This window comes from Pseudonocardia xinjiangensis, from assembly GCF_050948425.1.
Lineage (GTDB): Bacteria > Actinomycetota > Actinomycetes > Mycobacteriales > Pseudonocardiaceae > Pseudonocardia > Pseudonocardia xinjiangensis.
The window spans coordinates 1,196,448-1,212,531 of the sequence record NZ_CP192009.1 but is presented as its reverse complement, the minus strand read 5'-3'; the positions used below and the strand labels follow the sequence as shown (position 1 = coordinate 1,212,531).

The 16,084-nt window shown below is 72.4% G+C and carries 16 protein-coding genes; 9 read left to right on the top strand and 7 right to left on the bottom strand.

Translation table 11 applies throughout. The features are described from left to right. Positions 1-7 precede the first annotated feature (7 nt). The 4 genes from ACQPZA_RS05830 (at position 8) to ACQPZA_RS05815 (ending at position 3,778) form a co-directional block, all read left to right on the top strand. Positions 8-1,240 carry an MFS transporter gene (locus ACQPZA_RS05830; protein ID WP_433279053.1) on the top strand — a complete coding sequence of 411 codons (1,233 nt, stop codon included), beginning with the start codon at positions 8-10 and terminating at the stop codon, positions 1,238-1,240. Positions 1,241-1,273: 33 nt separating this feature from the next. Next, on the top strand, positions 1,274-2,266 hold the full coding sequence (locus ACQPZA_RS05825) for an aldo/keto reductase (RefSeq protein ID WP_433279051.1): 993 nt from the start codon (positions 1,274-1,276) through the stop codon (positions 2,264-2,266). Positions 2,267-2,344: 78 nt separating this feature from the next. Further along, positions 2,345-3,226, top strand: a complete 882-nt coding sequence (locus tag ACQPZA_RS05820) for a helix-turn-helix transcriptional regulator (RefSeq protein ID WP_433279049.1) — start codon at positions 2,345-2,347, stop codon at positions 3,224-3,226. Between the two features lie 30 nt (positions 3,227-3,256). Further along, positions 3,257-3,778: a hypothetical protein gene (locus ACQPZA_RS05815; protein WP_169398356.1), complete on the top strand. Its 522-nt coding sequence runs from the start codon at positions 3,257-3,259 to the stop codon at positions 3,776-3,778. Positions 3,779-3,797: 19 nt separating this feature from the next. Here the strand turns inward: ACQPZA_RS05815 and ACQPZA_RS05810 are convergent, their stop codons facing one another. Next, complete coding sequence (locus ACQPZA_RS05810) at positions 3,798-4,898, bottom strand: LLM class flavin-dependent oxidoreductase (RefSeq protein WP_433279047.1); 1,101 nt, start codon at positions 4,896-4,898, stop codon at positions 3,798-3,800. Positions 4,899-5,048: 150 nt separating this feature from the next. Here ACQPZA_RS05810 and ACQPZA_RS05805 point away from each other — a divergent pair, with 150 nt between their 5' ends. Then, complete coding sequence (locus ACQPZA_RS05805; RefSeq protein WP_169398354.1) at positions 5,049-5,579, top strand: hemerythrin domain-containing protein; 531 nt, start codon at positions 5,049-5,051, stop codon at positions 5,577-5,579. Here the strand turns inward: ACQPZA_RS05805 and ACQPZA_RS05800 are convergent. The 3 genes from ACQPZA_RS05800 to ACQPZA_RS05790 form a co-directional block, all read right to left on the bottom strand. Further along, positions 5,499-6,056 carry an N-acetyltransferase family protein gene (locus tag ACQPZA_RS05800; RefSeq protein WP_433279045.1) on the bottom strand — a complete coding sequence of 186 codons (558 nt, stop codon included), beginning with the start codon at positions 6,054-6,056 and terminating at the stop codon, positions 5,499-5,501. The genes ACQPZA_RS05805 and ACQPZA_RS05800 overlap by 81 nt on opposite strands. A 110-nt stretch (positions 6,057-6,166) precedes the next feature. Next, positions 6,167-7,309 (bottom strand): glycerol dehydrogenase, encoded by a 1,143-nt coding sequence (locus ACQPZA_RS05795; protein WP_433279043.1) that lies wholly within the window; start codon positions 7,307-7,309, stop codon positions 6,167-6,169. Between the two features lie 119 nt (positions 7,310-7,428). Next, positions 7,429-8,169, bottom strand: coding sequence for an SAM-dependent methyltransferase (locus ACQPZA_RS05790; protein WP_433279041.1), 741 nt, complete (start codon positions 8,167-8,169; stop codon positions 7,429-7,431). Positions 8,170-8,287: 118 nt separating this feature from the next. Between ACQPZA_RS05790 and ACQPZA_RS05785 the strand changes: the two genes are divergently transcribed. Further along, complete coding sequence (locus ACQPZA_RS05785; RefSeq protein ID WP_433279039.1) at positions 8,288-9,118, top strand: class II glutamine amidotransferase; 831 nt, start codon at positions 8,288-8,290, stop codon at positions 9,116-9,118. Between the two features lie 7 nt (positions 9,119-9,125). Here ACQPZA_RS05785 and ACQPZA_RS05780 read toward each other — a convergent pair whose 3' ends face one another. Next, positions 9,126-9,794, bottom strand: coding sequence for a maleylpyruvate isomerase family mycothiol-dependent enzyme (locus ACQPZA_RS05780; RefSeq protein ID WP_433279037.1), 669 nt, complete (start codon positions 9,792-9,794; stop codon positions 9,126-9,128). Between the two features lie 101 nt (positions 9,795-9,895). Between ACQPZA_RS05780 and ACQPZA_RS05775 the strand changes: the two genes are divergently transcribed. From ACQPZA_RS05775 to ACQPZA_RS05765, 3 genes are all read left to right on the top strand, one after another. Further along, positions 9,896-11,665 (top strand): ABC transporter ATP-binding protein, encoded by a 1,770-nt coding sequence (locus tag ACQPZA_RS05775; protein ID WP_433279035.1) that lies wholly within the window; start codon positions 9,896-9,898, stop codon positions 11,663-11,665. After that, positions 11,662-13,362 carry an ABC transporter ATP-binding protein gene (locus ACQPZA_RS05770; RefSeq protein ID WP_433279033.1) on the top strand — a complete coding sequence of 567 codons (1,701 nt, stop codon included), beginning with the start codon at positions 11,662-11,664 and terminating at the stop codon, positions 13,360-13,362. The genes ACQPZA_RS05775 and ACQPZA_RS05770 overlap by 4 nt, the downstream gene beginning before the upstream one ends. A 170-nt stretch (positions 13,363-13,532) precedes the next feature. Further along, positions 13,533-14,024, top strand: a complete 492-nt coding sequence (locus ACQPZA_RS05765) for an SRPBCC family protein (RefSeq protein ID WP_433279031.1) — start codon at positions 13,533-13,535, stop codon at positions 14,022-14,024. 143 nt (positions 14,025-14,167) lie between these two features. Here ACQPZA_RS05765 and ACQPZA_RS05760 read toward each other — a convergent pair whose 3' ends face one another. Both ACQPZA_RS05760 and ACQPZA_RS05755 read right to left on the bottom strand, forming a co-directional pair. Further along, a complete protein-coding gene (locus ACQPZA_RS05760; protein ID WP_433279029.1) occupies positions 14,168-14,974 on the bottom strand; it encodes an alpha/beta fold hydrolase in 807 nt (268 codons plus the stop codon). A 4-nt stretch (positions 14,975-14,978) separates the two neighbouring features. Further along, the gene (locus ACQPZA_RS05755; RefSeq protein WP_433279027.1) at positions 14,979-16,079 is read right to left on the bottom strand and encodes an iron-siderophore ABC transporter substrate-binding protein; all 1,101 of its coding nucleotides are present in this window, start codon (positions 16,077-16,079) and stop codon (positions 14,979-14,981) included. Positions 16,080-16,084 lie beyond the last annotated feature (5 nt).

The following is a 16,084-nucleotide window of genomic DNA, read 5'->3' as shown; positions in this document are numbered from 1 at the left end:
TCTCGACGTGAAACGTGTGGATACGGCTCCGGCCAGGCAGGCCGGGGCCGCCGCCGTGGAACGAGCACCGCTCTCCCGGGGGGTGGTGCTGCTGCTGGCCGTGGCCAGCGGCGCCGCGGTGGGAAACCTCTACTACGCCCAGCCGTTGCTGGACGTGATCGCCCGGGACCTGCACGTCGGGCAGGGCACCGCGGGCCTGCTGGTGACCGCCACCCAGGTCGGCTATGCGCTGGGGATCATGTTCATCGTCCCGCTGGGTGACATCCGCAGCCGGCGGCGGCTGGCCCCGTTGATGATGCTGCTCTCGGCGGTGTGCCTGGCCGCGTGCGCGGTCGCCCCCGGCATCGCCATCCTGGTAACTGCGCTGGTCGCCGTGGGCGTCAGTACCGTCGCCGGGCAGATCCTGATCCCGTTCGCGAGCGACCTCGCCACCGACGCCGACCGCGGCCGGGTGGTCGGCATCGTGCTCAGCGGAGCCCTCACCGGCATCCTGGCGGCGCGGGTCGTCAGCGGGCTCATCGCGGGCGCATTGGGCTGGCGGGCGGTCTTCGTGATCGCCGCGGTGGTCATGCTGCTCCTCGCGCTGGTACTGGCCCGGACGATCCCGCACGACATCCCGCGCCAGAGGCAGCCGTACGGCGCGTTGCTGCGCTCGATCCCCGGGCTGGTCCGCGGCGACACCACCCTGCAGATCGTGCTGCTCTACGGAGCGGTCAGCTTCGGCGCGTTCTCGGTCTTCTGGACCGGGCTGACCTTCCTGCTCAGCGGGCCGCCGTACAGCTACTCGACCTTCGTGATCGGGCTGTTCGGACTCGCCGGACTCGTCGGAGCCGTCGCCGCGCAGGGTTCCGGGCGGCTGCACGACCGTGGCTGGTCCGTCCGCGCCACCGGCCTGTCGTGGCTGCTCGCCGTGGTGGCCTGGGCGGTCTGCGACATCGGGAGGTTCTCCGTGCCGTGGCTCGTGATCGGGATCGTGCTCCTCGACGTCGCGATCCAGTCGCAGCGCATCCTCAACCAGGCCCAGATGTTCCAGGCGTCGCCACAGGCCCGCAGCCGGGTCAACACGGCCTACATCACGGGCAGCTTCGTCGGCGGGGCCGTGGGTTCCGTCGTCGCCTCGGCCCTGTGGGCGGCGGGCGGCTGGAACGCGGTCTGCATCGTGGGCGGCGGCCTGTGCGCCGCTTCCTTCCTGCTCTGGCTGGTGACCACGCTGCGAGCCCGAGCCCTCCGAACCACCTGATCCCGCAACCACTCGACCAGAAAAGAGGCGTCCATGAGGAACGCAGCACTGGGCAACCTGACCGTCTCGGCACTCGGCCTCGGATGCATGGGCATGTCAGGCGCCTACACCGGCGCCGGCACCGACGACGCCGAGTCGATCCGCACCATCCACCGCGCCATCGACCTCGGCATCACGCTCATCGACACCGCCGATGTCTACGGGCCGTTCACCAACGAGGAGCTCGTCGGCCGCGCGCTCGCGGACCGCCGGGACGAGGTGGTGCTCGCCACGAAGTTCGGCCAGCTCACCTATCGCGACGCGCAGGCGCCGGGTGGCTCCGGGCCGGTGCGCCGCTTCGACAGCACGCCGGAGAACATCAGGATCGCGGTGGAGGGTTCGCTGAGGCGGCTCGGCACCGACCACATCGACCTCTACTACCAGCACCGCGTCGACCCCGGCACGCCGATCGAGGAGACCGTCGGCGCACTGGCCGAGCTGGTGGCGGAGGGCAAGGTCCGCTACATCGGCCTGTCCGAGGCCGGGCCCGACACCATCCGGCGGGCGCATGCCGTGCACCCGATCACCGCGCTGCAGAACGAGTACTCGCTGTGGACGCGCGACCCGGAGGCCGAGACCCTGCCGCTCGTGCGCGAGCTCGGCATCGGGCTCGTCGCCTACTCGCCGCTCGGGCGGGGCTTCCTCACCGGTCAGATCCGGTCGCTCGACCAGTTCGCCGACGACGACTTCCGCCGGAACAACCCGCGCTTCGCCGAGGCCGCCATCACCCAGAACCTGCGGATCGTCGACGAGGTCGAGGCCGTCGCGAAGGAGCTGGACGCGACGCCCGCACAGGTGGCGCTGGCCTGGCTGCTGGCCCAGGGTGACGACATCGTCCCGATCCCCGGCACGAAGAAGGTGAGCAGGCTCGAGGAGAACGCCGCCGCGGCCGACATCGTGCTGAGCGCGGAGCAGCGCAGCCGCCTCCGCTCCCTGCAGCCGCCCGTCGGCGCCCGCTACCCGGACATGACCCCGATCGGCCGCTGATCCGCGCGCCCGGTGGAGGTGTCGCAGGTCCCTCCGGAGCCACCCGCTCCGGGGGTGCCCCCGGCCTACCATGGCCAGGTGGCGAAGGCGAACCGCTTGGGGGAGTTCCTCAGGGCCCGCCGGGCGCAGGTCCTGCCCGGTGAGGTCGGCCTCCCCGTGGGCGGCGTCCGGCGCGTTCCCGGGCTCCGGCGCGAGGAGGTGGCCTCGCTCGCCGGGCTCAGCCTCGACTACTACGCGCGGCTCGAGCAGGGCCGCGAGCAGCACCCGTCCGCCGGCGTGCTCAACGCGCTCGGACGGGCGCTGCGGCTCGGGCCCGACGCCCAGCGCTACCTCTTCGCCGTCGCCGTCCCGGGCCCCGCGCCGGCCGCCGCGCGGGCCCACCGGCAGGTCGGCGCCAACCTGCTGGCGCTCATCGCCGACTGGAACGGCCATCCCGCGGTGCTGCTGGACCGCTGCAACACCGTCATCGGCGCCAACCATCTGGGGCGCGCCCTGTACGCCGGCCACCGCCACAGCGACAACCTGGCCCGTCTCCTCTTCGTCGACGAGAACGCCCGCACCTTCTACCGCGACTGGAACAAGGTCGCCACGGGCTGCGTCGCCGGCCTCCGCGCGTCCGCCGTCCTCGACCCGGACGACGCCGACCTCACGGCCCTCGTCGGCGAGCTCTGCGTGCGCAGCGCCGAGTTCGCCCGGCTCTGGTCGAAGGCCGAGGTCAAGGACAAGACGTCCGACACGTTCCAGCTCCGCCACCCGCTGGTGGGAGACCTCGACCTCGTCTTCGAGTCGCTGCGCCCCAACGGCTCGCCCGACGTGGTACTGAAGATCTACCGCGCCGAGCCCGGATCGGCCACGGCCGAGGCACTGGCCGTGCTCGGCAGCCTCACCGCCGATCAGCAGGCACCCGATCGCGCTGCGATACACACCACTACCAGGGGTTTCAGCGGCGATCGTCCCTGAGGGACGGCCGCGGGGCCTTACGTTGGCCTGATGACGACAACGGCACCGTCCCCGTCGAGCGCCGCGGACCTCTCCACCGTCGACGAACTGCGCACCGGTTTCCACGAGGACCTCGGCCCCGGGGAACGGGCCACGCTGGTGTCCTGGCTGGCGTTCACCGCCACCTTCGCGGCGGTCCGCCTGGTCACCTACAGCATCCGGGACAAGAAGGGCCCGTTCCGGAACGTCAGTGTCGGTGGGGCGCACATCCACCACTACATGTGGGGCATCGGCCTGCTCAGCGGGGTCGGGGCCGTCGCCGTCCGCGGGGACGACCGCGTACGGCGGCACCCGCTGGTTGCGGGGGCGTACGGCTCCGGCCTCGCTCTGATCGTCGACGAGTTCGCGCTGCTGCTCGACCTGCAGGACGTGTACTGGGCCAAACAGGGCCGGGTCTCGGTCGACCTCGGCGTCGGCGCAGTCGCGCTGGGAGGCGTCGGCTTCGCCGCCCTGCCGCTCCTGCGGCGCCTGGCCCGGCACCGCGGGGCACGCCGGGGACGCTCCGTCGCGTGACGTAGTGGCTCAGCGGGGATCAGACCGGAAGACGGATCCCCTTCGCCTCGAGCCGGGGCAGTACCTCCTGCGCGAAGTAGCCCAGCTCGTCGATGTAGTCCAGGAACGACAGCGTCATCCCGCCGAACCCGGCCCGGTGGAACCGCTCGATCCCGTCGGCGACGTCGTCCGGCGTGCCGATGAGCGGGCAGCTGCCGTGGCCGGCGGCGAACCGGCTGCGGAACGTCTGCAGCATCTCGGGCGTGAACGACTGCGCGTGCAGTCCCTGCAGCGCCATGAGGTTGTCGACCGCCTCCCAGTCGGCCCGCTCGCCCGCGTAGTCGTGCAGGAACTCCTCGGCCTCCGCCCGGGTCGGCCGGCACACCACGTGCCCCAGGGTGAACACCCCGACCGCTCGGTCGTAGGTGTCGCGGGCCGCCGCCTGCACCGCCTGGACGATCCCGGCGCCGTCCTCGGGGCCGCCGACGATCGTGAACGCGAAGTTCGCGTTGCGTGCGGCGAAGTCGCGGCCCTGCCGGGACGACCCGGCGTTGAGCACCGGCACCGGACCGTCGAACGGCTTCGGCATCCCCTCCACGTGTCGCAGGTGGAAGAACCGGCCGTCGTGGTCGAACTGCCCGGGCGTGCTCCAGATCTTCCCGACCACGTCCCACCACTCCTGCGCGAGCGCGTACCGCTCGTCGTGGTCCTCGGGCAGGTCGACCCCGAACGCGTCGTATTCGGGCTTGTTCCAGCCGGCGACGATGTTGATGCCGGCCCGGCCGCGGCCGATCTGGTCGACCGTCGCCAACTGCTTCGCCACGACGATCGGATGGTTGAACGCGGTGTGGACCGTCGCGAACACGGAGATGCGGCGGGTGTGCGCGAGCAGACCCGCCGCCCACACCGTCGGGTCCAGCACGCCCTCGTGGAAGTTCGTCTCACCGCCGTAGCCGATAAACCGCGCGATGGGGAGCAGGAAGTCGATCCCGACCTCGTCGGCGAGCTGCGCGAGCCGCAGGTTGTCCTCCCAGCTCCCCGACCACCGGTCGGGGACCGTCGTGACGGCCAGGCCCGACGAGCAGTTGGCGGAGAAGAGCCCGAGCTTGAACGACGTGCCGTCCAGGATCGCCTTGCTCACGTGTGTCTCCTCGAAGCCGGGGGAGGGTCTCTCCGATCCTGTCACCGTCTTGACGGCGACGGCAGCGAGCTGATCGGATCACCGGCAGCGTCGCGTGCACCCGGCTCGGAGACCGTCGTGGGCATGGAGGCGCCGGACCTTCGGACGACCATGACCCCATCCCCGAGCCGCGACGACCGCCTGATGTCGTTCGGCACCCAGCTGATCGACATGCACGCCTGGCTCCGCGAGGAGCTCCTCCTGCTGCGTGAGGACGTCGACTCCTACCTGGACGGCCACGGCACCCGGCCCCGCGATCTGCTGGCCCACTGCCTGACGTTCTGCTCGGCCCTGACCGAGCACCACACGGGCGAGGACAGCGGTGCCTTCCCCGTGCTCGCGGCCGACGTTCCCGAGCTCGCACCGGTGCTGCGGAAGCTGACCCAGGACCACCACGTGGTGACCACGATCCTGCACAACCTGGAGAACCTGGTCGACCGCTGCACCGCCACGCCCGACCCGGCCGAGGCCCGGCGCCTCCGGGCCGAGCTGGAAGGGCTGGCCGCCGTGCTGGAGACCCACTTCACCTACGAGGAGAAGCAGCTCGTGGCCGCTCTCAACTCACTGACCACCCGAGCCGGAACGGATGCCGCCGACGCCATCCGCCGCGCGGTCACCCTGGGCGGCCGCGAGCTCGCGTAGGGCCTCACCGTCCAGCCGCAGCACCTCGATCTCGTCGAGCCCACGGGCGTGCAGACGACGGTAGAAGCGCAGGGCCGGCTCGTTGGTGCGCAACACCCACCACTCGAGGCGGGCACATCCGCGGCGCACCGCCAGGTCGGCGAGATGACCGAGCAACGCCTGGCCCAGCCCGCTCCCCCGGTACTCGGGGCGGACGTACAGGTCCTCCAGGTGGATGCCGGGCCGGCCGGCGATCGTGCTGTAGGTGGGATAGAACAGCGCGAACCCGACAGGCTCCCCGTCGACCGTCGCCACGACGGCCTCGGCCACGGGACGCTCGCCGAACAGCGCCTCCGCCACGTCCCCGGGCTGTGCCAGCACCGGGCCGGGGAACTGCTCGGCCTCCGCGAGCTCGACGATGAACCGGTGCACGACCTCCGCATCAGCCGGTTCCGCCGGCCGGATCAGGGGCTGTGCCAGTGCCTTCAGCTCGTCCACGAGACGATCATGGCGCACGGCGTGGGCCGCGACATGGACACCTGTCGCTGTTCTCCGGCCCCGAAAACCGCAACATGTGTCCATGTCGCGCGCGCCCGCGAGTCGCTGCCTCAGTGGGCTTCGTAGCGGACCGGGGCCGGGAGGCCGGCTTCCTCGCGTGTCCTGGTCGCGAACCGCTCGATGGAGACCAGCGCGCTCACGACGTCGTCGCTGCGCACCTCGAACGGCATCGAGTGGATCGTCTCGCCCTCGAGGGTCGCGGCGTCCGCCACCGTCCGCAGCGCGTCGGTGTCGTCCGCGCTGAGCCCGACCTCCGTCAGGGTGGTCGGCAGCCCGACCCGCGTGGTGAACTCGACGAACTCCCGGATGTCGCTCGTCGGCGCCCCTTCCAGGACGAGCTGGGTGAGCGAGCCGATGTTCACCTTCTCCCCGTGCGCGAGCCCGTGGGTGGCGGCCACCGCCGTCAACCCGTTGTGGATGGCGTGGGCGGCGGCGAGGCCACCGGACTCGAACCCCAGTCCGGACAGGAGCGTGTTCGCCTCGATCACCTTCTCCACGGCCGGGGTGACCTGGTGGTCCCGCACCGCGTCCACCGCGGGCAGCGCGTTCTCCCAGAGCACGTCCCAGCTCAGCTGGGCCAGCGCGGTGCCCGTGAGCGTCGGCAGGCCGCCTGCCATGGTGTGCGAGCTCGACCGGGCGGTGGCGCGCGCCTCGAGCCACGTCGCCAGCGCGTCGCCCACCCCGGCGACCAGCATCGATGCCGGCGCGTTCGCGACGATCTGGGAGTCGACGAGCACCAGGTCCGGGTTCCTCGGGAAGAACCGGTACTCCTCGAACTCGCCGGTCTCGGTGTAGATCACCGACAGCGCGCTGCACGGGGCGTCGGTGGAGGCCACGGTCGGGCAGTTCGCCCAGCGGATGCCCGCGAGGTGGCCAGCCGCCTTCACCACGTCGATGGTGCTGCCGCCCCCGGCCGCCACCGCCACGTCCGCCCCGGCCTCCCTGATCACGCCAACGACCCGGTCGACCTCGTGCGCGCTGGGGACGCCGCCGAACCCCGTCCGGTTCACGGGGAGGTCCGCCGCCTTCAGCGACGCCTCGATGTCGTGGCCGACCAGACCCCACACCAGGTCGTCCGCGACGATCAACGGCGTCGAGCCGATCTGCTTCAGGTACTCCCCCAGCAGCCGGATCGCGCCCTTCCCCTGGACGTACCGGCCGGGGCTGATCACTGTGCGCACCGCGGATGCCATCGTCGGTCCTCCTCCGGAAACGTCCGTGGACCCGACGGTAGACAGCCCGGCGGCGAGAATCGGGACCCGGCGCCGTCTCAATCTGAGACACGACCGGGACACGTGCCACGCCCGCTGGGTCAGGTGCGCAGGACGACGGTCGCGAACCCGAGTTGTCCCCGGTAGCCGGCGAGCCAGCCGCTGCGGTGGCTGCGCGCCACCTCCAGGGCGTACAGCCGGTCGGCTTCGGTGGTGTTCTCCGCGAGCGCCCACTCGGTCAGCGACCCGGTCCAGGACCACTCGTAGTCGTCCCACTCCTCCAGCGTGCTGATGTGGCCGTAGCCGACCTCATAGTCGTGGTCGGCGACCCGCTCCAGGAAGCCGGCCAGGTCCGGGTAGTCGTCGGGACCGGCCTCCAGCGCCCGCTGGGCGGCGGGGCTCGGTGGCGTTTCCCAGATCGCGTCACCGAACAGCACCCGGCCCCCGGGCCGCAGATGTGCGCGCAGCGCAGCGAGTGTGGCGGTCAGGCCGCCGAACACGTGGCTCGCGCCGACGCAGATGACGGCGTCGTACCCGCCCCCGCTCCAGGTGGCGGCGTCCGCATGGACCCATGTGATCCGTCCACCGGCGCCGCGGCGCCCGGCGTTGGTCTGCGCCCCGGCCAGTGCCGGTTCCGAGATGTCGACTCCTGTCCCTCGAACCCCGGGTTGCTCGTGGAGCAGCGCGAGGAGCCACTCCCCCTGCCCACATCCCAGGTCCACGACGTCGCCGTCCGGTGGGCAGCCGAGGCGCCGGAGCAACGTCCGGGCGTTCGACGGCGAGACGGGCGCGGCGATGGGATGCCACGTGTGGGCGATGCTGCTGACCAGGGCACGATCCATCCGGTCATGATCGGGACGGCGGCTCCGGGCCGCACGCCCTTTCCGCGGTCGCGCCCCGGGGCAGGAGTAGCCCGTCGGGTCGTAGCGGTCGCCCGGCGCACCTGCGAGAGTCGGGCGCATGTGCCGTTGGCTGGGCTACATCGGCGACCCGATCCGCCCCGAGGAGCTGCTCTACCAGCCTGAGCGCTCGCTGATCGAGCAGAGCAAGAGCCATGCCCCCGACGTCGCCATCGCCAACGGTGACGGCTACGGCCTCGGCTGGTACGGCACGGCGGACGGGCCGGGGCTGTTCCGCAGCGCGTCACCGGCGTGGGGTGACCACAACCTCCGCGAGCTCAGCGCGCAGATCCGCTCGCCGCTGTTCCTGGCGCACGTCCGCGCCGCCACCGGCACTCCTGTGCAGCAGTCCAACTGCCACCCGTTCCGGTACGGCCACTGGATGTTCGTCCACAACGGGATGATCGACGCCTTCCCCCGCGTGCGGCGCGACCTGCTCATGCAGGTCGACCCGGAGCTCTTCCCCGCCGTCGAGGGCTCCACCGACTCGGAGCTGATGTTCTATCTCGCGCTGACGTTCGGGCTGGCCGAGGACCCGGTCGGCGGCCTCGAGCGCATGGCGGGGTGCATCGAGGCCGCCGGCCGGCGGATCGGGTCCGACCATCCCCTGCAGATGACCGTGGGGGTCACTGACGGGGCGCGCCTCGTCGCCGCCCGGTATGCGAGCGACACGGAGGCGAACACGCTCCACGTCAGCTCGTCGGTGCGTGACCTGCGCCTGCTCTATCCCGAGAACGAGCGCTTCCAGCACTTCTCCGACGAGGCCAGGGTGATCGTCTCCGAGCCGCTCGTCGACCTGCCGGGGATGTGGCGGGAGGTACCGGCGGGTACCGCGCTGGTGGTGCAGGACGGTGAGGAGCTCGAAGTGCCCTTCCTGCCCCGCGCGGCGTAGCAGTGACTCACCGCGGGATGCGCAGGGTCGCGACGCCGTCGCCGGTGAGCTCGTCGCAGTAGACCGCGCGACCGGCGGTCGCCATCATGATCGCCAGTGTCGTGCCGGAGACCAGTGGACCCGTGCCCGTCGTGAAGGGGCCGTCCGTCGCGACGAGGCGCAGCCCGGCCACCCGGGTCTTGCCGGGGAACATGAGGTCGGAGTGGGTGTAGAACTCGGCGAGCCGGGTGAGGACCTCGATCGGATGGTCGCGCTCGATCCCCAGGGGACGCCGGATGTCCTCGCCGTGGACGACGACCTCACCGAGCAACGCGATCCTCGGCAGCGGAGGGGCCGTGGTGCTGGTGACGACACCGCGGAACCTGGCGAGTGTGTCGGCCGGGGTGTCGCCCAGCTGCTCGGCCAGGCGCCTGGCCACCTGGTCGTCGAAGTCGAACCGGCTGCGGACCACGCCGGCGAACCACCGCACCGGGCTCAGGCTCCCCGCCGCGGTCAGGTGGGCGAGGACGTCACGCACCGACAGGCCGGAGCACAGTGACGGCGTCGCCCACTGCTCGTCGGTCAGCCCCGCGAGATCGGCCGCCAGGGCCGCCCGCTCGGAGTGGACAGCAGGCCAGAGGTCTCTGCCTGCCGTCAGGCGCGTCGGGAGGGCGTCACGATCTCTGAACAAGGGCATGAGGGGTAGACGCCGGCCGGGCCGCGGACTCATCGCCCGGGAGCGGACGAACGGGACGGTGGCAGCATTTCCCTCCGGCGAGGTAAGGGTAACCTCACGACGTGAGTGTGACGATCACCGGTCCCGCACGCGCCCTGCTCCCCGTCTCCCCGGCCGCTCGCACCCGCGCCGTCCTCGCGGAGCTGCTCCGTCCGCGCCGGGCCGCCGCTGCGCTCGCACTGGCCACGCTGGTCGCCGACGCCGCGGTCGGCCTGCTGGTGGCCCCGCTGCTGGGCGCCGTCGTGGATCTCGTGGTGGCGGGCGGCCCGGCCTCGGCCCTCGCCGGGCCGGTGCTCCTGCTCGTCGGGGTGGCGCTGGCCCAGGGCCTGCTGACCCTGGTCGGGATCCGGCTCGTCACCCGGGTCGGCGAGAGCATGCTCGCCGACCTGCGGGAGCGGTTCGTCGCCCGCGCGCTCGGCCAGCCGCTCGAACGCATCGAGGCCGCCGGAGCGGGTGACCTCACGGCGCGGGTCACCAGCGACATGTCCGTGGTCGGCGAGGTCGTCCGGGTGTCGGCCCCGCAGTTCGCCCGGTCCGCGCTGGTGATCATGCTGACCCTCGTCGGGCTCGCCGTCCTCGACTGGCGGTTCCTGGTGGCCGCTCTGCTGGCCGTGCCGATCCAGGTCCTCACGGCCCGCTGGTACCTGCGGCGGTCCGGCCCGATCTACGCCGAGCAGCGCACGGTGGGGGGCGCCCAGCAGCAGCAACTGCTGGACACGATCGGCGGAACGGCCACGGTGCGCGCCTTCCGGCTGCAGCGCGAGCACGCCGAGCGGGTCCGCGTCCGGTCCCAGGCGGTCGTCGACCTCACCATGTCCGTCACGCGGCTGCAGACCTCCTTCTTCGGCCGACTCAACGCCGCCGAGTACGTCGGGGTGGCGGCCGTTCTCACCACGGGTTTCCTCCTGGTCCGCGCCGACGCGGTCTCGATCGGCACGGCGAGCGCCGCGGCGCTCTACTTCATCAACCTGTTCGGCCCGATCAACCAGATGCTGTTCCTGCTGGACTCGGTGCAGTCCGCGGCGGCGAGCCTCGCCCGGATCATCGGCGTGGCCGACCTGCCGGAGCAGCGCGAGCCGGAGGTGCCGGTCCACCCGGTCGACGCCACGGTGCGCACGAAGGGGCTCGGCTACGCCTACGTGGAGGGCCACGACGCGCTCGACGACATCGACCTCGAGATCGCGTCCGGCACCCGCGTCGCGCTGGTCGGGGCGAGCGGAGCGGGGAAGACCACCCTCGCGAAGCTGATCGCCGGGGTGCACCGGCCCGACCGCGGCACCATCGACATCGGGGGCGTGCCGCTCGACGAGCAGGGGCCCGCGGTCCTGCGGGCCACCGTCGCGCTCGTCACCCAGGAGGTGCACGTCTTCGCCGGCCCGCTCGCCGAGGACCTGCGCCTGGCGCGGCCCGCCGCCACCGACGACGAGCTGCACTCGGCGCTCGACCTCGTCGGCGCCCGGTCCTGGGTCGACGCGCTCCCCGACGGCGTGGCGACCGTCGTCGGAGCCGGCGGCCACGGGCTCACCGTCGTCCAGGCCCAGCAGCTCGCGCTCGCCCGGCTCGTCCTCGCCGACCCGCCGGTCGCGATCCTCGACGAGGCCACCGCCGAGGCGGGCAGCGCGGGAGCACGGCTCCTGGAGCAGGCCGCGCACCGGGCGCTGGCCGGCCGCACCGGCCTCCTGGTGGCCCACCGGCTCACCCAGGCAACCGCGGCGGACCACGTGGTGGTCCTGGAGGACGGACGGGTGGTCGAGCACGGCACGCACGAGGAGCTGGTCGCCGCGGGCGGCCGCTACGCCACGCTGTGGGCCGCCTGGTCGGAGGCCCGATGACCGCGGGCGGCCCCCTGAGCACGGCACGGTCGGTGCTGCGCGCGTCGGTGTCCGGCCAGCGCCGCCGGCTCGGCCTCGCGGCGCTTCTGCTGTCCGGCCACCAGATCGGTGAGGCGCTCGTCCCGGTGCTCGTCGGCGTGGCGATCGACGCCGCGGTCCGCACCGGGGACGGCACCGCCCTGCTGGCCGTGCTGGCGGCGCTCGCCGTCGACTTCGCCGTGCTGTCCTTCTGCTACCGCGCGGGTGCCCGGGTCACGTGGCTGGCGGAGGCCAGCGCCGACCAGCAGGCGCGGCTGTGGGTGGTGGAGCGGATGCTCCACCCCGGAGGGGGCGCCGAAGCCGGCAGGCCGGCCGGCAGCCTGGTGAGCGTCGCCGTGGCCGACGCCAAACGGATCGCCTCGATCCACCTCGCGCTGCCCTACGGCGTCGCCGCGCTCGCCGCGCTCGCGGTGGCGGCGGTGGCGCTGCTGCGCAGCTCGGTGCCGCTCGGGCTGCTGGTGCTGCTGGGCACCCCACCGCTGCTGTTCCTGCTGCACCTGCTGGGCAAGCCGCTGGAGCGGCGCAGCGGGCCGGAGCAGGAACGCGCCGCGCAGGCGTCCGGGGTGGCGGCCGACCTCGTGGCGGGTGTCCGCGTGCTGAAGGGGATCGGCGCCGAGGGCACCGCGGTGCAGCGCTACACCGCCACCAGCCGGGCCGCCCTCGCGGCCACGCTGCGCGCCACCGGTGCGCAGGCCGGCTACCAAGGTGCGGTGCTGGTGGTCAACGGGCTGTTCCTGGCGCTCATCGCGCTGGTCGGCGGCCGGCTCGCGATCGCGGGCGAGATCAGCGTCGGGCAGCTCGTCGCCGCCGTCGGCCTTGCCCAGTTCCTCCTGGAGCCGCTGGACGTCTTCGGGCGGGTCAACGCGGCGCTGGCGCAGGCCAGGGCGTCCGCGAAACGGGTCGCCGCGCTCCTGAGCACGCCGCACGCCGTCAGCGGTGGCACCGCCGCTCCCCGGTCCCCCGTCCGCGGCGGGGTGCGGATCCGCGGGCTCGTCAGCGGCCCGCTCACCGGGCTCGACCTGGACGTCGCGCCCGGTGAGCTGCTCGGCGTGGTGGTCAGCGACCCGGCCGCCGCCACGGAGCTGCTCGGCTGCCTGGGCCGCGAACACGACCCGGCCGCCGGCTCCGTCGAGCTCGACGGCGTGCCGCTCGCCGAGCTCGACCCCGACGAGCTGCGCGCCGCGGTCCTCGTGGCGGCCCACGACGCGGAGCTGTTCGCGGGCACCCTGCACGAGACGATCACCACCGGCGCGCCCGAGCACGCCGACCTGGACGCCGCGATCCGCGCCGCCCAGGCCGACCAGGTGATCACCGTCCTGCCGGACGGCGCGGACACCGCCGTGTCCGAGCAGGGCCGCTCGCTGTCGGGCGGCCAGCGGCAGCGGGTCGCGCTCGCCAGGGCGCTGCTGCGCGACACCCCCGTGCTCGTGCTGCACGACCCGACCACCGCGCTGGACACCGTCACGGAGGCGAGGATCGCCGCCGGGCTGCGGGCCGCGCGCCGCGGCCGGACGACGATCCTGGCCACCACCAGCCCGGCCCTGCTGGCCGTGGTCGACCGCGTGGTCTCCGTCGAGGACGGCCGGATCACCGCCGAGGGGTCACACGCGGAGCTGGCGGCGCGCGACGCCGCCTACCGGGCGCTCGTGCTGTCCTGATACTGCAACGGCACTTCGGCGTGTAGTGAGAAGCTGATGCCTGTCCGGCGGGATGATCACCCCCTGGTGGACGTGCGCGCTGGCGCGGCGGAAGACCTATAAGTCTGGACTTATATACGGCGAGGCCGCTAGCGTGCATCCTTCGCCAGGAGAACCTGGAGCGCTCCGCCATGAAGTACACCGTCTCGATCGAGATCGCCCTGCCGCGGGAGAGGGTGGCCCAGCTGCTCGCCGACCCCGCACACCTGCCGAAGTGGCTGCGCGGCATGGTGCTGCACGAACCGCTGAGCGGCATGCACGGGCAGGTCGGTACCGAATCGCGCGTCGTAATGCAGATGGGACAGCAGAAGATGGAGTGCACCGAGACCATCACGCGCCGAGAACCGGCGAACCTGCACGGGATCCCGAGAGACAGCGTCGTCCACTTCGCCCGCGAAATCGTCGCCAAGGGCATGTGGAGCGACGTGCGCGACCGACTGACTGAATCCGGTCCGGAGGCGACCCTCTGGGCGCAAGAGAACGAATACCGGTTCAGCAGCTTGCCGATGCGACTGGTAGGGCCTCTCATGCGCGGTGCCTTCCGCAAGCAGTCGCAACAGCACATGCAGGACTTCAAGGCGTTCGCCGAGCAGGGAACGGACGTCCGCGAAGCGAAGGGCTGACCCGCGCGCTGGAGATCAGGAGCGTTACGTCGACCTGGTACTGCAACAGCAGTTCGTGTCACGGTGGTCGGTGACCACGACGTCGGTAGTGACTCGCCGCGGCCTGGGAAGCACTCCTCGATCGCCCAGTAGGGCCGAGTTGTTCAGCACGCTCCCAGGAATCCGACCAGCAGCGCGTTCACCTCGTCCGGCCGTTCGAGATAGCCGAAGTGGCCGCAGTCGGCGACCTCGGCGTACTCGGCGCCGGGGATCGCGGCGGCGAGCTCGCGGGAGAGGTGGGCCGGGATCATCTGGTCGTCGGCGAACCCGACCACCAGCGTCGGCACCGTGATCGCCCGGTAGGCGGGCCCGCGGTCCTCGAACTCGGCGAGCGCGAGCTGGGCCCGCACCCCCGGACCGGCCGCGGGGTCCGACATCTCGAACAGGTCGAGCCAGTCGCGCACCGCGACCGGGTCGGCCCGCGTGCGCGGGGAGAGGTTGTGCAGCGCGGTGACGGCCGCGCGGTAGCGAGGCGGCAGCGCGATGCCGGCGTCGTGCAGTGCGCACTCGCCGGCCGACAGCGCCTGCTGCGTGGCGTCGAGCCTGCCGTGCCCGGCCAGCACCACCGCCCGCGACACCAGCTCCGGCCGGGCGAGCAGCAGCTCCTGCACCACCCGGGCCCCGAGCGAGGTGCCGACCACGGCCGCCGGACCGCCGCCCAGGTGCTCCACCAGCGCGGCGGTGTCGGCCACCATGTCGTCGATGGTCATCCCCGGCGGCCCGGGCTCGGACGCTCCGATGCCGCGGTTGTCGAACGTGGCCACCCGGTGCCCGGCCCGCACCAGCGCCGGGACCTGGTGCAGCTGCCACACCCGGCCGGGGCTGCCGAGCCCCATCACCAGCACGACGAGCGGGCCGGAGCCCCGGACGTCGTAGCCGATGCGGATCCCGTTGAGCTCTGCTGTCGGCACCGATCTAGCCGGCCGCCCCGGCGGCGACCTTCTCCAGCGTCGGGGTGATCTGGTCGAGCTGCCACGGGATGTTCAGCAGCGTCGGGTTGTTGAAGGTCTGGGCGGTGAAGGCGTCGGCCTCGTAGGCCCGGCCGGCCTGCACGGCGGGAATCGCCTGGTAGGCCGGGGCGGCCTCGAGCGAGCTCCGTAGCTCGGGCGTGGCGAAGCCGATGGACATGAAGTCGGCGTCCAACGACCCGATCTGCTCCATGCTCAGCGAGCGGTCCTTGACGGTGGAGGTGACCGTCGGGGACAGGACGAGCCCGAGCTGGGTGTAGAGCGCCACCGAGATCGTGGCGGGGTCGTCGATCACGGCGAAGGGCTGGCCGGGGTCGTAGTAGAAGCTGGAGCTGAAGGTCTTGCCCTTGAGCCCGGGCAGGCGCGCGGCGAGTGCGCTGATGTCGCCCTCCGTGGCGGCGATCGCCTGCTCGGTCTGGGCGCTGCGCCCGACGGCCCTACCGATCATCCGGCTGATCACCTGCCAGCTGGAGGTGCCCGCCTCCTCGGGGTAGCCGACCGTGGGGGCGATCTGGCTCAGCTGGCTGTAGTAGTTCTCCAGCCCGTAGTAGTTCGTGGCAAGGATCAGGTCGGGCTTCAGCCCCGCGATCTGCTCCAGGCTCGGCGCGGTGAAGACGTTCTTCAGCTCCGTGGAGCCGGACAGGTCGATCTTGCCGGCCAGCCACGGGTACTTCCCGCCGGGCAGGTAGTCGTTGGAGCCGTAGGCGACCGGGGTGATCCCGAGCGCGCCGAGGGTGTCCTCCTCGTAGCTGAGGGCGATGATCCGCTTCGGCTCTGCCGGGATGGTGGTGGTGCCCAGCTTGTGCTGGATCGTCACCGGGAACTGGTCGGTGGCTCCGGCGGGAGCGGGCGGCGCCGCGTCGGGCGCCGGGGAGCCCCCTTGACCTGCGGTTCCACCGCAGGCCGCCAACATGGCGGCGACCACCACGGTGGCTGCTGCGGCCAGCAGTGGCCTCGTTCTCCTGGGCACCCGGACCTCCAGGTCGTGCGGGGAGCGGAAGACACGGGCCGAGCGGCCCGCGCCGAACGTGCGGAGTATGGCAACCAAGATTA

Bases quoted from the DNA above. Each gene is read 5' to 3' on its own strand.
- ACQPZA_RS05825 (WP_433279051.1), top strand. From the start codon at position 1,274: ATGAGGAACGCAGCACTGGGCAACCTGACCGTCTCGGCACTCGGCCTC.
- ACQPZA_RS05815 (WP_169398356.1), top strand. From the start codon at position 3,257: ATGACGACAACGGCACCGTCCCCGTCGAGCGCCGCGGACCTCTCCACC.
- ACQPZA_RS05805 (WP_169398354.1), top strand. From the start codon at position 5,049: ATGACCCCATCCCCGAGCCGCGACGACCGCCTGATGTCGTTCGGCACC.
- ACQPZA_RS05795 (WP_433279043.1), bottom strand. From the start codon at position 7,309: ATGGCATCCGCGGTGCGCACAGTGATCAGCCCCGGCCGGTACGTCCAG.
- ACQPZA_RS05790 (WP_433279041.1), bottom strand. From the start codon at position 8,169: ATGGATCGTGCCCTGGTCAGCAGCATCGCCCACACGTGGCATCCCATC.
- ACQPZA_RS05785 (WP_433279039.1), top strand. From the start codon at position 8,288: ATGTGCCGTTGGCTGGGCTACATCGGCGACCCGATCCGCCCCGAGGAG.
- ACQPZA_RS05780 (WP_433279037.1), bottom strand. From the start codon at position 9,794: ATGCCCTTGTTCAGAGATCGTGACGCCCTCCCGACGCGCCTGACGGCA.
- ACQPZA_RS05770 (WP_433279033.1), top strand. From the start codon at position 11,662: ATGACCGCGGGCGGCCCCCTGAGCACGGCACGGTCGGTGCTGCGCGCG.
- ACQPZA_RS05765 (WP_433279031.1), top strand. From the start codon at position 13,533: ATGAAGTACACCGTCTCGATCGAGATCGCCCTGCCGCGGGAGAGGGTG.